At 69.1% G+C, this 20,740-nt stretch carries 21 protein-coding genes and 1 pseudogene; 15 read left to right on the forward strand and 7 right to left on the reverse strand.

Going from position 1 to position 20,740, the window contains the following annotated elements; genetic code table 11:
• The 3 genes and pseudogenes from NA4_RS30330 to NA4_RS30340 all read left to right on the forward strand — a co-directional run.
• Nucleotides 1–758, forward strand: a pseudogene (locus NA4_RS30330) (cobyrinate a,c-diamide synthase); the annotation flags it as partial.
• Entirely contained in the window at nucleotides 745–1,116 is a 372-nt protein-coding gene (locus tag NA4_RS30335) for a cobalamin biosynthesis protein (RefSeq protein WP_245671653.1), read from the forward strand. The pseudogene NA4_RS30330 and the gene NA4_RS30335, both read left to right, overlap by 14 nt.
• Nucleotides 1,117–1,123: 7 nt before the next feature.
• Nucleotides 1,124–1,438 carry a cobalamin biosynthesis protein gene (locus NA4_RS30340; protein ID WP_067477814.1) on the forward strand — a complete coding sequence of 105 codons (315 nt, stop codon included), beginning with the start codon at nucleotides 1,124–1,126 and terminating at the stop codon, nucleotides 1,436–1,438.
• 124 nt (nucleotides 1,439–1,562) lie between these two features.
• On the opposite strand, the gene NA4_RS30345 is transcribed toward NA4_RS30340, so the two are convergent.
• Together NA4_RS30345 and NA4_RS30350 are read right to left on the reverse strand one after the other, a co-directional pair.
• Nucleotides 1,563–2,660, reverse strand: a complete 1,098-nt coding sequence (locus tag NA4_RS30345) for an Rv3169 family protein (RefSeq protein WP_067477817.1) — start codon at nucleotides 2,658–2,660, stop codon at nucleotides 1,563–1,565.
• 1 nt (nucleotide 2,661) lies between these two features.
• Nucleotides 2,662–3,792, reverse strand: a complete 1,131-nt coding sequence (locus NA4_RS30350) for a phosphotransferase family protein (RefSeq protein WP_067477820.1) — start codon at nucleotides 3,790–3,792, stop codon at nucleotides 2,662–2,664.
• Nucleotides 3,793–4,042: 250 nt separating this feature from the next.
• On the opposite strand from NA4_RS30350, the gene NA4_RS30355 reads away from it, so the two are divergent.
• Nucleotides 4,043–5,401 carry a DoxX family protein gene (locus NA4_RS30355; protein WP_245671654.1) on the forward strand — a complete coding sequence of 453 codons (1,359 nt, stop codon included), beginning with the start codon at nucleotides 4,043–4,045 and terminating at the stop codon, nucleotides 5,399–5,401.
• A gap of 111 nt (nucleotides 5,402–5,512) precedes the next feature.
• On the forward strand, nucleotides 5,513–6,874 hold the full coding sequence (locus NA4_RS30360) for a DoxX family protein (RefSeq protein ID WP_245671655.1): 1,362 nt from the start codon (nucleotides 5,513–5,515) through the stop codon (nucleotides 6,872–6,874).
• 19 nt (nucleotides 6,875–6,893) lie between these two features.
• Here NA4_RS30360 and NA4_RS30365 read toward each other — a convergent pair whose 3' ends face one another.
• Entirely contained in the window at nucleotides 6,894–7,364 is a 471-nt protein-coding gene (locus NA4_RS30365) for a nucleoside deaminase (RefSeq protein ID WP_067477866.1), read from the reverse strand.
• Nucleotides 7,365–7,428: 64 nt separating this feature from the next.
• On the opposite strand from NA4_RS30365, the gene NA4_RS30370 reads away from it, so the two are divergent.
• The 4 genes from NA4_RS30370 to NA4_RS30385 all read left to right on the forward strand — a co-directional run bounded on the left by NA4_RS30370 (nucleotide 7,429) and on the right by NA4_RS30385 (nucleotide 11,629).
• Nucleotides 7,429–7,833 (forward strand): hypothetical protein, encoded by a 405-nt coding sequence (locus NA4_RS30370; RefSeq protein WP_157129390.1) that lies wholly within the window; start codon nucleotides 7,429–7,431, stop codon nucleotides 7,831–7,833.
• A gap of 31 nt (nucleotides 7,834–7,864) precedes the next feature.
• On the forward strand, nucleotides 7,865–8,098 hold the full coding sequence (locus NA4_RS30375; RefSeq protein WP_067477826.1) for a hypothetical protein: 234 nt from the start codon (nucleotides 7,865–7,867) through the stop codon (nucleotides 8,096–8,098).
• 104 nt (nucleotides 8,099–8,202) lie between these two features.
• Nucleotides 8,203–9,477, forward strand: coding sequence for a uroporphyrinogen-III C-methyltransferase (gene cobA / locus NA4_RS30380; RefSeq protein WP_067477829.1), 1,275 nt, complete (start codon nucleotides 8,203–8,205; stop codon nucleotides 9,475–9,477).
• Between the two features lie 691 nt (nucleotides 9,478–10,168).
• Nucleotides 10,169–11,629: an MFS transporter gene (locus tag NA4_RS30385; RefSeq protein ID WP_067477831.1), complete on the forward strand. Its 1,461-nt coding sequence runs from the start codon at nucleotides 10,169–10,171 to the stop codon at nucleotides 11,627–11,629.
• Between the two features lie 73 nt (nucleotides 11,630–11,702).
• Here the strand turns inward: NA4_RS30385 and NA4_RS30390 are convergent, their stop codons facing one another.
• Both NA4_RS30390 and yaaA read right to left on the reverse strand, forming a co-directional pair.
• Nucleotides 11,703–12,116 (reverse strand): PPOX class F420-dependent oxidoreductase, encoded by a 414-nt coding sequence (locus NA4_RS30390; RefSeq protein ID WP_218022466.1) that lies wholly within the window; start codon nucleotides 12,114–12,116, stop codon nucleotides 11,703–11,705.
• A 166-nt stretch (nucleotides 12,117–12,282) separates the two neighbouring features.
• A complete protein-coding gene (gene yaaA / locus NA4_RS30395; RefSeq protein ID WP_067477837.1) occupies nucleotides 12,283–13,026 on the reverse strand; it encodes a peroxide stress protein YaaA in 744 nt (247 codons plus the stop codon).
• Nucleotides 13,027–13,084: 58 nt separating this feature from the next.
• Between yaaA and NA4_RS30400 the strand changes: the two genes are divergently transcribed.
• Together NA4_RS30400 and NA4_RS30405 are read left to right on the forward strand one after the other, a co-directional pair.
• Nucleotides 13,085–14,842 carry a proline--tRNA ligase gene (locus tag NA4_RS30400; RefSeq protein ID WP_067477840.1) on the forward strand — a complete coding sequence of 586 codons (1,758 nt, stop codon included), beginning with the start codon at nucleotides 13,085–13,087 and terminating at the stop codon, nucleotides 14,840–14,842.
• Between the two features lie 313 nt (nucleotides 14,843–15,155).
• Nucleotides 15,156–16,907 carry an acyl-CoA dehydrogenase family protein gene (locus tag NA4_RS30405; RefSeq protein WP_067477843.1) on the forward strand — a complete coding sequence of 584 codons (1,752 nt, stop codon included), beginning with the start codon at nucleotides 15,156–15,158 and terminating at the stop codon, nucleotides 16,905–16,907.
• A 102-nt stretch (nucleotides 16,908–17,009) separates the two neighbouring features.
• Here the strand turns inward: NA4_RS30405 and NA4_RS30410 are convergent, their stop codons facing one another.
• Nucleotides 17,010–17,444, reverse strand: a complete 435-nt coding sequence (locus NA4_RS30410; protein WP_067477846.1) for a ferritin-like domain-containing protein — start codon at nucleotides 17,442–17,444, stop codon at nucleotides 17,010–17,012.
• Nucleotides 17,441–18,037: a hypothetical protein gene (locus tag NA4_RS30415; protein WP_307188603.1), complete on the reverse strand. Its 597-nt coding sequence runs from the start codon at nucleotides 18,035–18,037 to the stop codon at nucleotides 17,441–17,443. The genes NA4_RS30410 and NA4_RS30415 overlap by 4 nt, the downstream gene beginning before the upstream one ends.
• A 161-nt stretch (nucleotides 18,038–18,198) precedes the next feature.
• Here NA4_RS30415 and rimP point away from each other — a divergent pair, with 161 nt between their 5' ends.
• The 4 genes from rimP to NA4_RS42900 all read left to right on the forward strand — a co-directional run.
• The gene (gene rimP, locus NA4_RS30420; protein WP_067477849.1) at nucleotides 18,199–18,873 is read left to right on the forward strand and encodes a ribosome maturation factor RimP; all 675 of its coding nucleotides are present in this window, start codon (nucleotides 18,199–18,201) and stop codon (nucleotides 18,871–18,873) included.
• Nucleotides 18,870–19,898, forward strand: coding sequence for a transcription termination factor NusA (nusA, locus tag NA4_RS30425; RefSeq protein ID WP_067477851.1), 1,029 nt, complete (start codon nucleotides 18,870–18,872; stop codon nucleotides 19,896–19,898). Before rimP ends, nusA begins: the two co-directional genes overlap by 4 nt.
• Before the next feature lie 122 nt (nucleotides 19,899–20,020).
• A complete protein-coding gene (locus tag NA4_RS30430; RefSeq protein ID WP_067477854.1) occupies nucleotides 20,021–20,353 on the forward strand; it encodes a YlxR family protein in 333 nt (110 codons plus the stop codon).
• Nucleotides 20,354–20,461: 108 nt separating this feature from the next.
• Nucleotides 20,462–20,740: translation initiation factor IF-2 N-terminal domain-containing protein (locus NA4_RS42900; RefSeq protein ID WP_245671656.1), on the forward strand; the 279-nt coding region annotated here is incomplete at its 3' end.

The raw sequence follows: 20,740 nt of genomic DNA on the forward strand, positions 1-20,740 counted from the left end.
CGGTGCAGGGTGGTGGTGATGCGCGTGGACATGCCGAGGCGGTGCTAGATGGTGACGCGCGGGGCGAGGCCGAGAAGTCTCTCGATCGTGGGAGCTCTCTCGATTCAGCCGGTGGCAGCGCCGATCGGGAGGGACCGCTGATCGCCGTCGCAGGTGGGGCGGCATTCACCTTCGGGTACGCCGAGCATCGGGAGTTGCTGGCGGCGGCGGGGTCGCGGGTGGCCGTATTCGATCCGCTGCATGACGAATTGCCTTTCGCTACCGCGGGTTTGGTGTTGCCTGGCGGCTTCCCTGAGGAGCATGCGGCTGAGTTGGCGGCGAACGTCCCGCTGTTGCGGGCGGTGGCCGAGGCCGCGCGGCGCGGGATGCCGGTGCACGCGGAATGCGCCGGACTGCTGTACCTGGCGCGCTCACTCGACGGCCATCCGATGGCGGGGGTGATCGACGCCGATGCCGAATTCGGCCCGCGCCTGACGCTCGGCTACCGAGATGCCGTGGCACTCGGTGACTCGCCGCTGTGGCGGGCAGGAGAACGGGTGCGCGGGCACGAGTTCCATCGAACCCGCCTGGTGTCGTTGCCCTCGGCGACGCCCGCGTGGGGCTGGCACGGCAGCGAGGGCGAACGCGTCCGCGAGGGCGCGCTCGTCGGCAATGCGCACGCGTCCTACCTGCATACCCATCCAGCCGGGAATCCGGATGCGGTACGCCGTTTCGTCGCCGCGGCAGCGGTTTACGCCAGAGCCCGTGCCACGACCTGACCTGGCCGTCGGCGTCGGCATACGCCCGGGCACCGACGAGACCAGAATTCGGGCGGCATTGCGAGAAGCCTTGGGCGACGCCGTCGTCGCCTGCTTGGCGACCATCGACAGGCGCGCCACCGAACCCGGCTTGCAAGCCGTTGCCGCTTCCTTGGGTGTGCCGGTTCGCACCTACACCGCTATCGAACTCGCCGACGTGCCAGTGCCGAATCCGTCCACGCGTACCGCGGGCAGGCTCGGCACAGCAAGCGTCGCCGAAGCATCCGCCCTGCTCGCCGGACATGGTCCGCTGCTGGTTTCGAAGACGACGGTCAACGGGGTCGTGATCGCCGCGGCGGCCGCGTATCGAACTCGCTGACCTGCGAGTGCCGAATCCGTCCGCACATACCGCGGGCGCGCTCGGCACCGCGAGCCTCGCCGAAGCATCCGCCTTGCTGGCTGGAGATGGTCCGCTGCTGGTCTCGAAGACGGCGATCAACGGTGTCGTATTGCCGCGGTGGCCGCGTATCGGACTCGCTGACCTGCGAGTGCCGAATCCGTCCGCACGTACCGCGGGCGCGCTCGGCACCGCGAGCGTCGCCGAAGCATCCGCGCTGCTCGCCGGAGGTGGTCCGCTGTTGGTTTCGAGCGGGACGGTCGACGTGGTTGTGATCGCTGCGGCGACTGCGGCCGAGTGTTGATTCGTCCGGCGCCGCGGCACTGTCGATGAGGCGTCCCGTGGTGGGACGCACGCTTCGGCCGGTGCGCGTCGCTCCAGCCGCGCGGTGGGCCGTCGCAAGGTCTGCTCGATGAGTGAGCGGGCGGCTACGGTGCCACCGATCCCCAGTCTGCGAAGCCGGTCGGGTCGTGGCGGCCGATGCTGGCGTGCTCGAACAGGCCCCAGCCTTCGGCGTCTCCGCAGCGGGCGTGGGCGACGTGGTCGATCACGCCGTAGGGGGTGCGGGCGACGATGGCCGGGTCGGTCAGGTCGTAGCGGCTGGCGCAGGACCAGTCCCGGCCCTTCCACTGACCGTGCTGCCAGTCGGGGTCGCCGCCGTAGCCGCAGCCGACGTGCAGCGGGATGCCGGTGCCCGGCGTGATCTCGATCTCCAGCGGTTTGCCGTCCGGCGTGCTCAGCTCCAGCCGGGCCGCGACGGGAAGCCTGGTGCCGGAACGGTATTCGATCGCGATGCGCGGCCAGCCGAGCTGCTCGGTGCGCCCGTCCGGCCAGACCCGGGTCGCGTCGTTGAGTGTGCGCCTGCCGTCCGGCTCTTCCTGCACGATCACCACCACGGCGAAGTCCTCGAAACGCAGCGGCACATACAGCCACCAGAACCCACCCGAGGGCTCGGCGGCCGCGCGTCCGGGCGGCTCGGTCTCGCCGACCGGGCGGATGCCCCACGAGCGGTCCCTGGTTCCGGTCCACACCGCCGGATCGATGGCGATGTCGTCGCCGTCCACGTGCAGCGTGCCCGCCCACGAGCCGACCTGCGCGAACCGGGACGCGTCGATGATCGGCCGGTTGCCGGCCAGAATCAGGTGCGGTTGTTCATGCACGGCGGGGAAGGCGCCGGTCCAGGTGAGATCGAAGCCCAGATCGTCGTGGTCGCAGACCACCCGGATGCGGCGCAGCGGCTCCAGCACTTCGACGCGGTAGCCGCCGACGCGCTGGTCGAGGCCGCGGTCGCCGAGCGCGTCGGAGAAGCGCACCGCCCGCAGCGTGTCGCCGCGGCGGACTGCGGCGTAGGCGTCGGTCACTCCGAGGTTGGGGTACACGCCGAGCCCGGTGATCAGCAGGGTGCCGCCGTCGCGGTCGTGGGCGTTGAAGTAGCTGCGGTCGTAGAAGTTCCGATCGCTGCTGGCCACCCTGGCCAGCGAGAGCGGTGTCTGATGGATCGGGTATTCGTCCAAAGGCACAGGCATGTCAGTCCCATTCGTAGGTTCCGTCGAGCAGCGCTTCCAAACCGGCCCGGTGCATGATGTAGTCATCGCGATCCGGCGTGTCGGTGTCCTCGCCGAAGTGGATCATCCGGCGCTTCACCCTGGCCATCACGATGGCGTGCCGCAGGGCGGCATACACGAGATGGAAATCGAGGTCGCGCACCGGATATCCGGTCAGTGCCTGGTATTTCGCCACCACGTCGTCGCGGCGGAGGAAGTCGGGCAGGCCGGGTTGGCCGAAACGGGTGGCCAGGTCCTGGAAGAACCGGTGGATGAAGATCACCCAGGCCAGGTCGAGTTCACGCGGCCCGAGCGCGGCCATCTCCCAGTCCAGCACCGCTACCGGATCGAACCCGCGGTAGATGATGTTGCCCGGGCGTGCGTCGCCCCAGCTGAGCACGTCCGGGCCGGGGGCGGCGGGCCAGTGCTCGTCGAGCCACGCGAAACTCCGTTCGATGAGCGGGATCGCGAAGCCATCGTCGGCGAGCGCCCACCGGTACCAGGCGTGCTGCGCCGCGACGTGCCTGCGCAGGGACTGGCCCGGTCCGTTCAGCATCGGGAACCGCGCCGCGGGATCGGGGATGTCGTGGATCTTCGCGATCACCTCGACCGTGTTGTGGGTGAGCTGCAGCCGCTCGGCGGGACTCGCGTCGAACAGCCAGCCGACGAAGACGTACGGCGGGTTGTCCGCGGGCACCCTGCCGTCGACGCGGCGCATCACGAAGAACGGCGTTCCGAGCGGCTTGTCGTCGTTCTCCAGCCAGCACAGTTCGGGCACCGGCACGTCGGTGGCCGCGGCCACGCCCGCCATCACCTGGTACTGCGTGGCCAGGTCGTAGGTCTGGAAGACCGGGAACGATCCGGCCTCCGGCGCCATCCGCGCGACGAACGACCCGCGCTCCGAGCGCCCCGCGGTGCTCCATTCGGCGTCGAACAGGATCGACGTGCTGGACATGCCGCCGGACTGCGGACGCGACAAGCCGCAGACCCGTGGCAGGTGGTCGGCGCCGGTCTTCGCACGCAGCCAGTGGGCCAGATTCTCGGCGAGCGTGTCCAGGTCGCGTTCGCTGACGGTCAGCTGCTGTCGCTGTGCCGGGTCCGGATCGTCGGTCATCTTGTCCTCCTGACACGTGCCGCCCAGGTGCGCCGGATACGTGACTGTAACGCGTTCTAGTTGCGTCATGGGTGAAAACCGGACACGAAACCGGGGCCGCAGACAGACCGGACCGTTGGAGATCGGCCGGTGGGGTCAGCACGTAGGCCGAAAGATGTACGCGGAATTCCGGGGTTTTCCCTGAGGTCATCCCACCACTCGTTCGGATACTTTCGGCTCGCGGAGATGTGTCGGCGAGTGAGGGGTCGGTGTGCGCACGGTCGGAACGAATGTCCTGGATTCTCGCAGCGAGGAGGCGCCTGTCGCGGTCGAGCGAGGGCCTTGGAGCCTGCCGACCCGGATCGGGTTCCGGTTCGTCTTCGCGTATCTGGCCCTGTTCTGTCTGCTGTTCGCGCAGATCCTCTTCGCGTTCACGGGGATCGTGGGCAAGTGGCTCCCGGAGAGCGCGATCGTGTGGCAGATGCGCGCGACCAGCCCGCTGACCGGCTGGGTGGGCGAGCACGTCTTCGGCGTAAAAACCGTTCTGCACGAGGATTCCGGCAGCGGCGATCAAGCCGCCATCTGGATGCTGATCTTTTGTGAACTCGTCGCGGCCGCGGTGATCACGGTCGTCTGGTCGATTCTCGATCGACGTCGTCGCGAGTACACCACGCTCGGAGCTTGGTTCGTGCTGTTCATCCGGCTGTGCCTGGGCGGCCAGATGCTGTTCTACGGCATGGCCAAGGCCATCCCGACGCAGATGGCCGCGCCGTCGCTCACCGCGCTGTTGCAGCCGTACGGGACCATGAGCCCGGCTTCCGTGCTGTGGAACCAGGTCGGGGCCGCGCCCGCGTACGAGATCCTGCTCGGCACCGCCGAAGTGCTCGGCGGAGTACTGCTGTTCGTACCGCGCACCGCGACGATCGGCGCGATGCTCAGCCTGGTCAGCATGGCGCAGGTCTTCGTGCTGAACATGACCTACGACGTGCCGGTGAAGATCCTCTCGTTCCACTTGCTCTTGCTGTGCCTGGTTGTCCTGGCGCCGCAAGCCAGGCGCTTGGCGAACGTGCTCGTGCTGGAACGCCCATCGGAGCCCGCCACCCAGCCCGCCCTGTTCGGTTCCCGGCGCGCGAACCGGATCGTGACGGCGCTCCAGGTGGCTCTGGGGCTGTGGATATTGATCGGCACAGTGCAGATCACCTGGCAGACATGGCGCGAGACGAACGGGGCGCCGAAGCCCCCGCTGTACGGCATCTGGACTGTCGCGGAGTTCACCAGCGCGGGGCATCCGGTGCCGCCGTTGCTGACCGACGAGAACCGCTGGCGTCGAGTGATCTTCGACCGGCCCGGCGCGAGCGTGCAGAAGATGGACGACTCGTTCATGCCGGTCGTGGCGCAGGTCGACGACGCCGCGCACACTCTCGTGCTCATGCAGCCGCGATCCCCGGACGCGTCGCCCACGAGCCTGGCCAGTTTCACCTTCACCCAGCCCACCGCGGACACGCTGCTGCTGACCGGCGAGCTGAACGGGACGCCGGTGCGGCTGTCGCTGGATCGGGTGGACCTCGACTCGTTCCCGCTGCGCAGCCGCGGATTTCACTGGGTGCAAGAGTATCCGTACTTTCGCTGATCGGGATCTCGCGGCGTTGCGTCGGGTCCGCGGATCCCATCGAAACCCCGAACGGGTCCCGGAACTTTCGGTACCTTCGGTCTGCGTCAACTGGGAGTGGAAGGGACCGCCGTGACCGCGGAAGCGATCCTCGATCGGGCAGACGGCGCCGCGAGCGCCGTGGATCCTGGTACCCGGCCCTGGAGCGGCGCCACCCGCGTGGCGTTCCGCTTCGGGTTTCTGTATTTCGGGCTGTTCTGCCTGGTGTATCCGTCGATCGTGCCGGAGTTTCTCGGCGTGGCCCGGCAATGGCTGCCCGACTGGGTGAACCATGGGGTCGCCCGGGCGCTCCGTCCGATCGTCGAGTGGACCGGCACGCAGGTGTTCGGCGCCTCCGTCGCGGCGAACACGGCGTCCATCAGCGGAGATCAGGCCTACTTCTGGGTGCTGGTGTTCGTCGTCGCGGTGGTCGCGGTGGCCGGGACCCTGGTCTGGAGTGTGCTGGATCGGAAACGGCCGGACTACCGGGCGGCGCAGCCGTGGTTGCTGCTGTTGCTGCGGTTGTGCCTGGCCGGGCAAATGATCTCGTACGGAATGGCCAAAGCCATCCCGACGCAAATGCCGCCGACACCGCTGAGCCGGCTGATCCAGCCGTACGGGGACTTCAGTCCCATGGCGGTGCTCTGGAACCAGATCGGGGTGTCGCAACCGTACGAAATCCTGCTGGGCTGCGCGGAACTGCTCGCTGGAGTGCTGCTGTTCGTGCCGCGCACCGCACTGGTCGGCGCGATGCTGAGCCTGGTGTGCACGACCCAGGTGTTCGTGCTGGACATGACCTACGACGTGCCCGCGAAGATCCTGTCGTTCCATCTCGTGCTGCTGTGCCTGGTGCTGCTCGCGCCGGAGGCCCGGCGCCTGGTGAGCGTGCTGGTGCTGGATCGGCCCACCGGCTCGTCGACGACGCCTCCGCTGTTCCGGACGGCGCGAGCCAACCGAATCGCGGCCGCGGCACAGATCGCGCTCGGGCTGTGGTTGCTGTTCTCGAATGCCTACACCGGCTGGGATCGATGGACCGAACAGGGTGCGGGACGGCCGGAACCTCCGCTGTACGGCATTTGGGCGGTCACCGAATTCAGCGTGGACGGCAAGCCGCTCCCGCCGCTGACCACCGACGAAGTGCGTTGGCAGCGGGTGGTTTTCGATCGCGATGGCGCCGCGGTGCAGCGGATGGACGGCCGGCTGGTTCCGGTGCTCGCGATGGTCGACTCCGACGCCAGCAGCCTCGCCTTGCTCGCGCCGCCGAGCACGATGACCGAGCGACCGGCGGTGATCGGCAGCTTCGGCTTCGACCGGCCCGCCCCCGAGCGTTTGACGCTGACCGGCACGATCGCCGGGCAGCCGGCGTCGATCGCGCTGACCTCGGTGAACCTCAACGATTTCCCGTTGCGCAGCCGCGGCTTCCACTGGGTTCAGGAGTATCCGTACTTCCGCTGAACCGCGCGGATGGGGAAATTCACGCCTCGAGTTCGTCGGCGACGCCAATGTCCTCGTACCACAGCGCGGGATGCTCGGCGATGAACTGGGTCATCAGATCGACGCAGCGCCGGTCTTGCAGGACGGTCACCGCGACACCGTGGTCGGCGAGCCAGTCGTGCCCGCCGGAGAAGGTCTGCGATTCTCCGACGATCAGCGAGCCGATACCGAATTGGCGAATCAGGCCGCTGCAATACCAGCACGGCGAGAGGGTGGTGACCATGGTCGTGCGGCGGTAGTCGCGCCGCCGTCCGGCCGCCCGGAACGCGTCGGTCTCGGCGTGCAGGCTCGGATCCCCGGACTGCACCCGGCGGTTGCGGCCGCGTCCGAGCAGCGTGCCGTCCGCGTCGAAGAGGGCGGCGCCGATCGGGATCCCGCCTTCGGCGAGCCCGTGGAGCGCTTCCTCGTAGGCCACGTCGAGTAGCTCCTGTGCCGGTGTCACCGATGTCATACGTCCACCTTCCAAGCCGGTCGGTCCGGCCACGACACCGAGTCCGTCGGTGGAGCCGGGCGGGGTGAATGACATACCCGACCGTATGTCACCCGAGGTGCGTGAGCTACCCATCGCCCCGTCGGCCGCGGTGTGTCGTCGCAGGTCACCGGTCAAGCTGTTCTCGCTGCATCTGGTGCTGTTCGCGGTGGTGCTGCTACTGCCGGAAGCCGGCCGTTTAGCACGGGTTCTCGTCGGCCGCGCGGCCGCCGCGGCGACCCGGCAGCCGCTGCTCGGCGCTGGAAAGAGGCGACGGGTCGCGGCGATTCTGCAAGCGGCGCTCGCGGTGTGCATCTGGGACGTCACCGAACACACGGTGGCGGGCCAGGAGCTGCCCGCGCTGGTCAGCCGGTCCGACCAAGCGCGCCTGCGAGTGCCATCGCCTCCGAGCGCCTGCGCCGCGTGGTATTCGACAATCCCATCTCGGTGACCGTTCAACGCATGGCGATTCGCTGGTCACCTTGCCCGGGACCGTCGACGTCGGCGCACGCACGGTCACCCTCACCCAGGATGCCGCCGGCCGGTGGAAGTTCGGCACGTTCACCTATCAGCAGCCCGACGCGGCCACCCTGATCCTCGACGGTCAACTCGGCGGACGACCGGTCCGCCTGCGCATGGAACTGGTCGAGAAAGACAGCTTCCCGCTGATCGCGCGCGGCTTCCACTGGGCTCAGGAGGCGCCCTATCGCCGGTAGGCGGCGAACTGCCGCTCGGTCCTCCGCCGGCGACCGCGAAGCGACGCCGTAGGGTGGCCGGTCGATTGCCGGTGCCGGGCGGTCAGGCCGTAGGCTCGAAACTTGTGCCGAACACGTCAGACGCAACGCAAGACCAGCCCACCGGCGACCCGAACTACCTGGTCGGGCTAGATCTACGCGGGCGGCGCGTGGTCGTGGTCGGCGGGGGCACGGTGGCACAGCGCAGGCTGGGCCTGCTGATCGCCTCCGGTGCGGACGTGCACGTGGTGAGCCGGGCGGTCACGCCCGCGGTCGAGGGCATGGCGACATCGGGTCAGATCACCATCGCGCTGCGCGCTTACGCCGACGGCGACCTCGACGGCGCCTGGTATGCCATCGCCTGCACCAACGAGCCGGAGACCAACGCCGCGGTGGTCGCCGAGGCCACGCGGCGGCGGATCTTCTGCGTACGGGCCGACACGGCGCGACTGGGCACCGCGGTCACCCCGGCCACCGCGCGTTACGACGGATTGACCCTCGGCGTGCTGGCCAGTGGACAACACCGGCGTTCGGCGGCGGTACGCACCGCGCTGCTCGAGGCCCTGCAATCGGGTGTGGTGACCGACGACTCGACGCCGATCACACCCGGCGTCGCCCTGGTCGGCGGCGGACCAGGCGATCCCGATCTGATCACCGTGCGCGGGCGGCGGCTGCTGGCCAGGGCGGATCTGGTGGTCGCCGACCGGCTCGCTCCCCCGGAACTGCTCGCCGAACTCGGACCCGAGGTCGAGGTGGTCGACGCCGCGAAGATCCCGTACGGGCGGGCCATGGCGCAGGACGCGATCAATACCGCGCTCATCGAAGGCGCGAAGGCGGGCAAGTTCGTGGTGCGGCTCAAGGGCGGCGACCCATACGTGTTCGGGCGCGGCTACGAGGAGCTGGAAGCGTGCGTCGCGGCCGGGGTACCGGTCACGGTGGTGCCCGGTGTCACCAGCCCCATCGCGGTACCCGCCGCCGCGGGGATTCCGGTGACGCACCGCGGTGTCACCCACGAGTTCGTGGTGGTGAGCGGGCACGTCGCGCCGGACCATCCGGACTCGCTGGTCGACTGGCCCGCACTGGGCCGCCTGCGCGGCACCTTGGTGCTGATGATGGCGGTGGAGCGGATCGAACAGTTCGCCACCGCGCTGCTCGACGGCGGGCGCCCTGCCGACACACCCGTCACGGTCATCCAGGAGGGCACACTGCGCACCCAGCGCGTGTTGCGCGCCGATCTCGGCACGGTCGCCGGCCGGGTCCGCGCGGAAGGCATCCGTCCACCCGCCATCGTGGTGATCGGTCCCACCGCCGGATTCTCCGCCGCCTCCGCCCCCTCGCACGTCGACTCCGCGACCGGGTAGTGCCGTAGACCACCTGCGCTCTTCCGGCACCGGGCGCCGCGCTAGTGCCCACCCCGCACAGTCCGGCCGGATGGACGCCACCGGCCGATGCGGTGACGATCGGGTCGATGCCTGAACGCTGCCGGGCAGCGATGGTCAGGCCGCGCACCCGGTGGACGCGACAACGCCATCGAGACCGGCGCGCACTAGTGTCCGCGGCCGCGCAGTCCAGCCGGATGGACGTCACCGGCCGATGCGGTGACGATCGGGTCGATGCCTGAACGCTGCCGGGCAGCGATGGTCAGGCCGCGCACCCGGTGGACGCGACAACGCCATCGAGACCGGCGCGCACTAGTGTCCGCGGCCGCGCAGTCCAGCCGGATGGACGTCACCGGCCGACGTGGTGGCGATCGGGTCGATGCCTGAACGCTGCCGGGCAGCGATGGATGTGCGCCGCAGGGAGGCGAACCGATAGCCTCAAATGGCTGGTCCTGCTGAGACGGGTCGGGATCGGTGGCGCGTTGACCCGGCGATGCCCGTTGGCCGTCGCCGCAGGGCTGCACGCCGTGCGATGGCGAAGTGGCGGCTGTCGGAGGTGAGCCAGCGGGGGCCGCTTGCCGTGCATGACCCATCGCGGCGGGTCGGTGGGGCGGGGAGGCGATGGGAGCATGAATTACAGTGACTCACTGTGCTTCGGAATCCCGCTGCGACGATGCAGTATCCAGTGACGCAGCGGGCCTTCGGGCTCGCGATCCTAGTGCTGAGCGGGTTGCAGCTCATGGTCGTGCTCGACGGCACGGTCGTGATCTTCGCGCTGCCGCGGCTGCAAGAGGAGATGGGGCTGTCCAGCGCGGGAAGCGCGTGGACGGTGACCTCCTACGGGCTCACCTTCGCGGGCCTGATGCTGCTCGGTGGCAGGCTCGGCGACGCCTTCGGCCGCAAGCGCATGCTGGTCGTCGGCGTGGCGGTGTTCACCTTCGCCTCGCTGCTGTGCGGGCTCGCGCAGAACCAGGGCATGCTGATCGCGGCGCGCGCCTTCCAGGGCGCGGGCGCGGCGGTCGCGGCGCCGACCGCCTTCGCCCTCGTGGCCACTACGTTCGCGCCGGGTAAGGCGCGCAATCAGGCGATCGCGATCGTCGGCTCGATGGTCGGCATCGGCTCGGTGGGCGGCCTGGTGGTCGGCGGCGCGCTGACCCAGCTGTCCTGGCGGTGGATCTTCCTGATCAACGTCCCGATCGGCGCGCTGATCATCCTCGGCGCGGCATACAAACTCGCCGACACCGAGCACCACCGCTCGGCGCTGGACGTGCCCGGTGCGGTGCTGGGCACCATCGCCTGCGCCTCCATCGTGTTCGGCGCCACCGAGGGACCGGAGCTCGGATGGGGGCATCCCGCCATCATCGGCTCGCTGATCGCGGGCGTCGTGCTGCTCCTCGTCTTCGTGGCGCTGGAGCGGCGCGTGGACGACCCGCTGCTGCCCTGGTCGCTGTTCGACAGCAGGGACCGCGTCGCCACCTTCCTGCTGATCTTCCTGGCGGGCGGCGTGCTGGGTGCGATGACCTTCTTCGTCGCCCAGTTCATGCAGAACGTGATCGGTTACGGCCCGCTCAAGGCGGGTGTAGCGGCGATTCCGTTCACCGTCGGCATCGGCATCGGCGGCGCGGTGGCGTCCAAGGCGGCGCTGTACATCGCACCCCGCTGGCTGCTCGCGGGTGCGGCCGCGGTGCTCGGCGTCGGGCTGCTGTTCGGCTCGACCCTCGACGGCGAGGTGCTGTACTTCGCGACGTTGCTGCCGCTGCTGATCGTGATCGGTTTCGGCGTCGGCATCGCGATGGTGCTCACGCCGCTGTGTGTGCTCGTCGGCGTGCCACCGGCGAACATCGGTCCGCTGGCCGCGGTCGGCCAGATGTTCATGAACCTGGCGACGCCCGTCTTCATCGGCCTGCTTACCCCGATCGCCGCCTCGCGCACGCTCTCGCTCGGCGGCAGCACCGGCAAAGTCGCCGCGATGACGCCCGAGGAGATTGCCGCGCTCGGCAACGGCTACACGCTGGTGCTGTTCGTCTGCGCGCTCATCGCCTTCGCGGCCGGACTCGTCGCGCTGACGTTGCGGTTCACACCGCAGCAGCTGGCGAAGGCGCAGCACGCCCAGGAAGAAGCCCAGCAAGCCTGAGGTTGTGCGGCTCGGACACCCACCAGCCAGCCGCGTTCCTGACCTCCAGCTAGCGCGGCGACTCAGCGGCCGGTCAGAATCGGCCCGCCACGCGACGCGGTGTGACTCGAACGATGATGCGCGGGCCGTCGTTCACCGACGCCGGGTTGAAGTCCGCGTACTTCTTGCCGGTGTACTTCATCGAGAGCTCGTTGGGCAGCGTCTTCTCCGGATCCGGGGTGATCGTGGCGTTGCCCCGGATCTCCGCGTAGACATACGGGTTGTCCGGCGGATTGATCAGCACCGTGATCTTCGGGTCGCGCGCGAGGTTCTTGCCCTGCTGGCGGTCGGCCGTGGTGGAGAACAGCAGGTCGTCGCCGTCGCGCTTCAGCCAGATCACGGTGAGGTGCGGTTGCCCGTTCGGCCCGACCGTGGCGGCGGTGGCGAACACCCGCTCCTCGTCCAGGTACTTCTTCAGGTCATCGGAAAGCACAGCGGTACTGGTCACGCTTTGAGCGAACAACGCGGCGCGCCAGGGCATTCCCAGCGAACTCGCCGAGCAGCCCTACTTGTTCCGCACGCCGACCGCTCGCCATCGGTACGAGCAGGCGGCACGGACGATCTCGCCGCCGAGCTGTCCGCGCTCACCGCTCCGGCGGAACATCCACAGCCACTCAGGTGATGATCAAAAGCTCGGTGGGCGAGGCGATCTCGGTCCGCAGTCCGGCTTTGGCCGCCACCCGCGCCACGCCGCGGACATCGCCCGGTTCGGCCCGGGTGAGCACGAGGGCGCGAGCGAGCAGGCCCTTGTGATGCTTGTTGAAGTGACTCACCACCGTGCGGGAGCCGTCCGGATGCTCGGTGAGGACGTTCGCGGTGACCGCGCCGGGAACCCGGCCCAGCTGCTGATAGGTGCCCGAGCGCAGATCGACGACGAGCTCGCCCGCGGCCTCGGCGTGCAGCGCTGCGGCCAGTTCGTCGCGCCAGAGGGCCGAAAGGGTGGGCAAGCCGGGCAGTTTGGAGCCGCCGGAGAGCCGGTAGGCCGGAATCGGGTCACCCGCGCGGACCGCGCCGAACAGGGCCGAGCCGATGCCGAGCCTGGCATACGCCTTGGACTGTTGGACTTTCGTGAACGAGCGCGCGTCCAGCGCGTCATAGAGGACACCGGTATAGCGCTCCAGCGCGGGCCGGGTCGGCGACGTGCGCAGCGCCGCGTTCCTCGCGATCTCGCCGTCGGCGCCCTTACCGAGTCCGAGCGCCGCGCGGGAGCGGCCAGGGTCGGCCGCCAACCGCACCACTTCCTCGACCAGCCGCGCGCGCACCGTCGTGAGCTGCGGCATCGCCAGCGCGCCCAGTTCGAGAGGCGCTCCGGCGCCGCCGTCAGACTTGGTTTCGGAGGGAGGCAGCAGCACCAGCACGAACGAATACGGTAATGCGCTGTAACTGGCGTACGGCCGGCGACTACCCTGTGCTTCCGTGATCACCCGCCTCTCCCGCCTGTTCCTGCGAACCCTGCGCGACGATCCCGCCGACGCGGAGGTGCCCAGCCACAAACTCTTGGTCCGCGCCGGCTACGTGCGCCGCGTCGCCCCGGGTGTCTACTCGTGGCTGCCGCTCGGCCTGCGCGTGCTGCGCAAGGTCGAGGACGTGGTGCGCGAGGAGATGGACGCGATCGGCGCCCAGGAGATCTCACTCCCCGCGCTGCTGCCGCGCGACCCGTACGAGACCACCAACCGGTGGACCGAGTACGGCGAGGCGCTGTTCCGGCTGCGTGACCGCAAAGGCGCGGACTACCTGCTCGGCCCGACCCACGAGGAGCTCTTCGCGCTCACCGTGAAGGCCGAGTACAGCTCCTACAAGGACCTTCCGGTCACGCTGTACCAGATCCAGGCCAAGTACCGCGACGAGGAACGCCCCCGCGCGGGCATCCTGCGCGGGCGCGAGTTCGTCATGAAGGACTCCTACTCCTTCGACCTGGACGACGACGGCCTCAAAGCCAGCTACGACGCGCACCGGCAGGCCTACCAGCGCATTTTCGACCGGCTGCGGGTCAAGTACGTCATCGTGGCGGCCACCTCGGGCGCGATGGGCGGCAGCGCGTCGGAGGAATTCCTGGCCGACAGCCCGGTCGGCGAGGACACCTACGTGCGCTGCCTGGAATCCGGCTACGCGGCCAACGTCGAGGCAGTGGTCACGCCCGCTGCCGAGCCGCTGCCGATCGAGGGCAGGCCCGCCGCGGTCGTGCACGACACCCCGGACACCCCGACCATCGCGACGCTGGTCGACTGGGCCAATAGCGCCGGCCTCGCCGAGCACTACGGCCGCCCGGTCACCGCGGCCGACACGCTGAAGAACGTCATGGTCAAGCTGCGGCACCCGGACGGGAAGACCGAGATCATCGGTATCGGCGTCCCCGGCGACCGCGAGGTGGACGACAAGCGCCTCGGCGCCTCGGTCGAACCGGCCGAGGTGGAGTTGCTCACCGACGCCGACTTCGCCGAGAACCCGTTCCTGGTGAAAGGCTATATCGGCCCGAAAGCATTGCAGGCCAACGGTGTTCGCTACCTTGTCGATCCCAGGGTCGGCACCGGGACGAGCTGGATCACCGGCGCCGACGAACCGGGCAAGCACGTCGTCGGCCTGGTCGCCGGACGGGACTTCACGCCCGACGGCACCATCGAGGCGGCCGAGGTCCGCGACGGCGATCCCTCGCCGGACGGGCGCGGAGCGTTGGTGTCGGCGCGCGGCATCGAGATCGGTCACATCTTCCAGCTCGGCAACAAGTACACCGATGCGTTCGAGGTGGACGTGCTCGGCGAGAACGGCAAGCCGGTCCGGCTGACCATGGGCTCCTACGGCATCGGTGTCTCGCGCATGGTCGCGGTGATCGCCGAACAGCAGCACGACGAGAAGGGGCTGCGCTGGCCCGCCGCGGTCGCGCCGTACGACGTGCACGTCGTCATCGCGAACAAGGACGACGCGGCACGCGCCGGCGCCGAAGAGGTGGTGGCCGGACTGCACGCCCAAGGCTTGGACGTGCTCTTCGACGACCGCACCGCCTCGCCCGGCGTGAAGTTCAAGGACGCCGAACTGCTCGGCATGCCGCTGGTCCTGGTGATCGGCCGCGGCTGGGCCGAGGGCAAGGTCGAACTGCGCGATCGATTCACCGGCGAGACCGAAGAACTTCCCGCCGCTGCGGCGGTGGATGCGGTGGTGGCCAGAGTTCGCGGCTAGTCCGCCTCTCCGGGGCTTAGGCCGTACCAGTCGGGGAGCGCGGGACTCGCGTTCAGGTCCTGCGTTGGGTGCCACTCGAGTTCTGGGCGTACCCGGTGAGTTAGCCATGTGCTCGCGAAATCAGGTGTCTGATGACCCTCTGACGCATTGCGTCAGGGGGGTCATTCGCGTTTTGGCGGGGGACCGCTGGAAATGGGCAGCGCGTTGCCGCCGATCTCGCTGCGTCCACCTACGCAACCGTAGCCTGAATTTGCTGGTCATAAATCCGCGGACCTGGTCCACGCTGCGATTACGCGCTGGTAAGTTAACCGCCATGGGAAACACAGACGCGCGGTTGTTCAACCCCGCCAGCTATGATCCGCAGCAGTTCGACGCCGAGACGCGGCGGCTGTTGCGCGCCACCATCGAGTGGTTCGAAGGCCGGGGCAAGCAGCGTCTGCTCGCCGACGACGCGAACGCGGTGTGGACCGCCGACTTCCTCGACTTCGTGAAGAAGGAGAAGTTGTTCGCGACCTTCCTGACCCCTGCGGCCTACGCCGACGGCGACCCGAACCGCCGGTGGGACGCGGCACGTAACGCGGCGCTGTCGGAGATCTTCGGCTTCTACGGTCTGGCCTACTGGTACGCCGAGCAGGTCACCATCCTCGGCCTCGGCCCGATCTGGCAGAGCGACAACGAGGACGCCAAGAAGCGTGCGGCAGCCGATTTGTCCGCAGGCGAGGTGATGGCGTTCGGGCTGTCCGAACAGACGCACGGCGCCGACATCTACAACACCGACCTGGTGCTGACGCCCACCGAACCAGGCAGCGCCGACGCCGAGGCCGGAATCCTGTTCCGCGCCAACGGCGAGAAGTACTACATCGGCAACGGCAACGTGGCCAGCATGGTGTCGGTGTTCTCCCGCCGCGCCGACCTGGAGGGGGCGGATGGCTACGTCTGGTTCGCCGCCGATTCCCGCCACGACAACTACCGTCTGCTCGGCAATGTCGTGCACCAGCAGATGTACGTCAGCACGTTCCGCCTGGAGAACTACCCGGTGCGCGCCGAGGACATCCTGCACACCGGGCCCGAGGCGTTCTCCGCGGCGCTGAACACCGTCAACGTGGGCAAGTTCAACCTCTGCCACGGCGGCATCGGCATGGTCGAGCACTCCTTCTACGAGGCGATCACGCACGCCAACAACCGCATCCTCTACGGCAACCCGGTCACCGACTTCCCGCACGTGCGCACGAACTTCGTCGACGCCTACGCGCGAATCCTCGCGATGAAGCTGTTCAGCGACCGCGCCGTCGACTACTTCCGCAGCGCGAGCCTGGAGGACCGCCGCTATCTGCTGTTCAACCCGATGACGAAGTCCAAGGTGACCTCCGAGGGCGAGACCGTCATGACGCTGCTGCTGGACGTACTGGCCGCCAAGGGGTTCGAGAAGAACACCTACTTCGCCGAGGTACAGCGGCTGATCAACACCCTGCCCCGGTTGGAGGGCACGGTGCACGTGAACGTGGGGCAGATCCTGAAGTTCATGCCCAACTACCTGTTCAACCCGCAGGACTACCCGGAGATCGAGACCAGGCAGGACGCGGCCGACGACGCGTTCTTCTGGCGGCAGGGCCCGGCGCGCGGCGCGGGCAAGGTGCGGTTCGCGGACTGGACGCCGAGCTACGGCAAGCACGCCGACATCCCCAACGTCGGCCGGTTCTACGAGCAGGCGCAGGCGCTGCGCACGCTGTTGACCACGGCGGCGCCGGACGCCGGGCAGCAGAAGGACCTGGACTTCATGCTGACCATCGGCCACCTGTTCTCGCTGGTGGTCTACGGCCAGCTGATCCTGGAGCAGGCCTCGATCACCGGACTGGACCGCGACCTGATCGACCAGATCTTCGACTTCCAGATCCGCGATTTCAACGCCTACGCCACCGCGCTGTACGGCAAGCCGTCGGCCACCCCGGACCAGCAGGGCTGGGCCGCGGCCGCGCTGCGGCCTCCGGTCGCCGACCGTCCGCGCTTCGACCGGGTGTGGGCCGAGGCGGTGTCCTACGACGGCGCCTACGAAATGCGGCCGTAGGAAAGACATTCGAGCCGAATGGCGGTCCGGGTCACCCGGACCGCCGTCGGGCAGCTCATGGGGCGATGTGCGGCCGTGTCCCCCACAGGCCGCGCAGCGCGGTCAGGCTTTGCCGGGGAACGCGATGGTCGGCGGGTTGGCGCCGAGGACCGACTGCCAGGTGGCCAGCCGGACGGCGGCGTCGGTCAACGCGTCCACACCCGCGCGGCGGACGGTCGCGGACGCACCGTGTTCGACCACCGCTCGCCAGGCGATCGCGGTGTCGGACTCGACCGTCGCGGCCAGCCGGGCCGCCGAGATCGGGTCGGTGACCGGGAAGGGCACGGTGTAGGCGGAGCCGGGCGGCGGCACCGTCGCGCCGTCCGCGGCGAGCGCGTCGGCGGTGGTGTCGCGGCGGGCGCGGTGTGCTGCGGTGTGCTCGGCGATGAGTCTGATGCGTTCGGGGGAGGCGTGCGCGGCGATGACGCCGTAGGCGTATACCGCGCCGTATTCGGCATTCAACGCCTCCAGCAGCGCTTGGCGTTCGGCTTCGGTCATGCCAGCAACACCCCCGCCTGAGCCGCGCAGGCGGCGCTGATCGAGGCGAGCAGCCCGGCGCGGTATCCGGACAGTGCCCGGGCCAGGTCGGCGGCCGATTTCTGGGACGCGGCGAGCTGGGAGCGCAGCGCATCGATTGTCGGCGGGGCGGTAGGTGGAACGGCGCTGCCTGCGGCCACGGCGGACGGCCCTGATCCGTTGGCGCGGGTGCGGTGCACCGGTGTGGTTCCGTCGGCGTATACGCCGATCACGCGGTCGATCTCGGTGCGCAGCGCGTCGGCGTGCGCGGTGCGCTCGGCCGCGATCACGCCGAGGGACGCGTGCCGTTCCGGTGCGACGGCGATGGCCGCGGACGCGGCGGCGGCATCGGCACGAGCCAGAATCTCCTGTGCGGCAAGCGGATCCGGTTCGTGGATCAGCTCCTTCTCGGCGCAGCCCGCCAGCGCGCCGAGGGCGAGGATACCGACCGTTCCTCCGCCCGCAAGGCGTAGCGCGCTGCGACGGTCCAGGGCGGCGAGGCGGGGCTCGTGCCGGTCGGAGGGAATGCCGGAAGTGCACCCGGCACGCGGCGGGGCGGGAAGGCGGATGGGCACGGCACCATCGTGCCAGATTCATGGCACGCCACCGGACGAGGCGTCGGCCGTGGCGCGCATACTCCTCGACCAGTGGTCCTTTACACTCTCGTGGCGCGTTACGCTAGACCTTCGGTAGAGAAATTTCCCACCGCGTCACAACTGAACCAGGAGCCGCCCACATGCCGATGCCGACCGAGGAAAGGGTGAGCCAGCTCGTAGCTGGTCTCGTCGAACGCCGAGGATTCGATCTCGAGGGCGTCGAGATCTCGACGGCGGGCAAGCGCGTGGACGCGCAGGCTCGGGTGCAGGTGATCGTGGACAGCGACGCGTCCGATCTGGATTCGATCGCCACGCTCAGCACGGAGCTGTCGGCGCGGCTGGACGACGCGGGAGATTTCGGCGAGACGCCCTACCTCCTGGAAGTCACGACGCCGGGCATCGATCGCCCGCTGACCGCCGCCCGGCACTGGCACCGGGCCCGGGGCCGGAAGGTGCGTGTCGCGCTGCGCGACGGCGTCCAGCCGCCGGAAGGGGCCGCGACCTTCGAAGCCAGAGTCGGCGCGCTCACCGGCGATTCGGTGGCCCTCGTGCTCGGCGGCAAACGCGACCCGCACCGGGTGACGGTCCCGCTCGCCGACATCGCCAGCGCCGTGGTCCAAGTCGAGTTCTCCCCGCCGGGCGCGCGGGAGCTGGAACTCGCCGGTGGAGTCGTTGCGGGACGACCCGCTCCGGGCGAGGACGACGCGGTGGCGGTCGCCGACGCGGCGCAGAGCAGTCCCGCTCGAAAAACACCGAACGTACGACACCAATCCATCACAGCGTCCGATTCGCCGACCGAAGGGATCGTGGAATGAACATCGAAATCGAAGCCCTGCGCGCGATCGTCGCCGACAAGGGGATCTCGATCGAGACCGTGATCTCCGCGATCGAGTCGGCGCTGCTGACCGCGTACCGCCACACCGAGGGGCATCAGCCCAACGCGCGCATCGACATCAACCAGCGGACCGGCGTGGTCCGGGTGATGGCGCGCGAGGTGGACGCCGACGGCAACGTGATCTCCGAATGGGACGACACCCCGGAGGGGTTCGGCCGGATCGCGGCGACCACGGCCAGGCAGGTCGTGCTGCAGCGGCTGCGGGACGCGGAGAACGAGAAGTCCTTCGGCGAGTTCTCCACCCATGAGGGCGACATCGTCGGCGGCGTGGTGCAGCGCGACGCGCGCGCCAACGCCCGCGGCACGGTTGTCGTGCGCATCGGCAGCGAGTTGCACGGCGCGGAGGGACTGATCCCGCCCGCCGAACAGGTGCCGGGCGAGACCTACGAGCACGGCGATCGGATCAAGTGCTACGTCGTCGGCGTCTCGCGTGGTCCGCGCGGCCCCCAGATCACGTTGTCGCGCACCCATCCGAACCTGGTGCGGCGACTGTTCGCGCTGGAGGTGCCCGAGATCGCGGACGGCTCGGTGGAGATCGTCGCCGTGGCGCGGGAGGCGGGACACCGCTCCAAGATCGCCGTGCGCAGCGCCGTGCCCGGCGTCAACGCGAAGGGCGCCTGCATCGGCCCGATGGGTCAGCGGGTGCGCAACGTGATGAGCGAGCTGGCCGGCGAGAAGATCGACATCATCGACTACGCCGACGACCCGGCGACGTTCGTCGGCAACGCGCTCTCGCCGTCGAAAGTGGTTTCGGTCACGATCGTCGACGCCGAGGCGCGCGCGGCCCGCGTCGTGGTGCCCGATTTCCAGCTATCGCTGGCCATCGGCAAGGAGGGGCAGAACGCCCGCCTGGCCGCGCGGCTGACCGGCTGGCGCATCGATATCCGCAGCGATGCCGCTCCTGACATGGGCGGATCCCTCCGGACGGAGGCGCACCGGAGTTGACCGGAACCCGCCGGCGGAGTGCTCGGGATGACAGGTTCGTAACTTCCGCGGGGGAGGGGTTCGGCGTTCCGAGCGCGGCAGCGGTAGAGTGGTCCAAGGTTCAGTCCGAGCCTTCGGCACTTATGCCCGATCGCACCACCGAGCAACATGCGGCGCCCCGGCGCCGGGCGGCTCCCGTGCGGACGTGTATCGGGTGCCGGAAGCGCGAGCTGGCCGTCGATCTGTTGCGGATCGTGGCTCGGGATCGTGAGACCGGTGACGGCTCCCACGTCATCGAGATCGTCCCCGATCCGCGGCGCAGACTTCCCGGACGGGGTGCCTGGCTGCACCCCTTTTCGGCTTGTCTGAGCACGGCAGAGCGGCGCCGAGCCATCGGCAGAGCACTACGAGTGTCCGGACATCTGGATATCTCAGCCCTGGAGCATTACCTCGAGAACAGGCACGAGCACTCATGAGCACACCGTGAAGTACCAACGATGAACGTCCATCGGAGATAACCCGAGGTCGTGCGGGCCCCCGTCGCCGAGACGGTGGAGCTGCTCGACCTCTCAGTGAGGAGAGCAGTGGCAGGCAAGGCCCGCGTGCACGAGTTGGCCAAAGAACTCGGTGTCACGAGCAAGGAACTACTCGCAACGCTCAAGGAGCAGGGCGAGTTCGTGAAGTCCGCGTCGTCGACGGTGGAAGCTCCCGTCGCGCGCAGGCTGCGTGAGTCGTTCGCGGCGAAGTCCGCCCCGTCGAACGGCACCAAGCCGGGTGCACGCCCCGGTCCGTCGTCGTCGGGCCGTCCGGCAGCGAAGCCCGCGGGCGGTGGCCCTCGCCCCGGCCCGCGTCCGGCGCCTACT

It is taken from the genome of Nocardia amamiensis NBRC 102102, assembly GCF_001612745.1.
Classification (GTDB): Bacteria; Actinomycetota; Actinomycetes; order Mycobacteriales; family Mycobacteriaceae; genus Nocardia; species Nocardia amamiensis.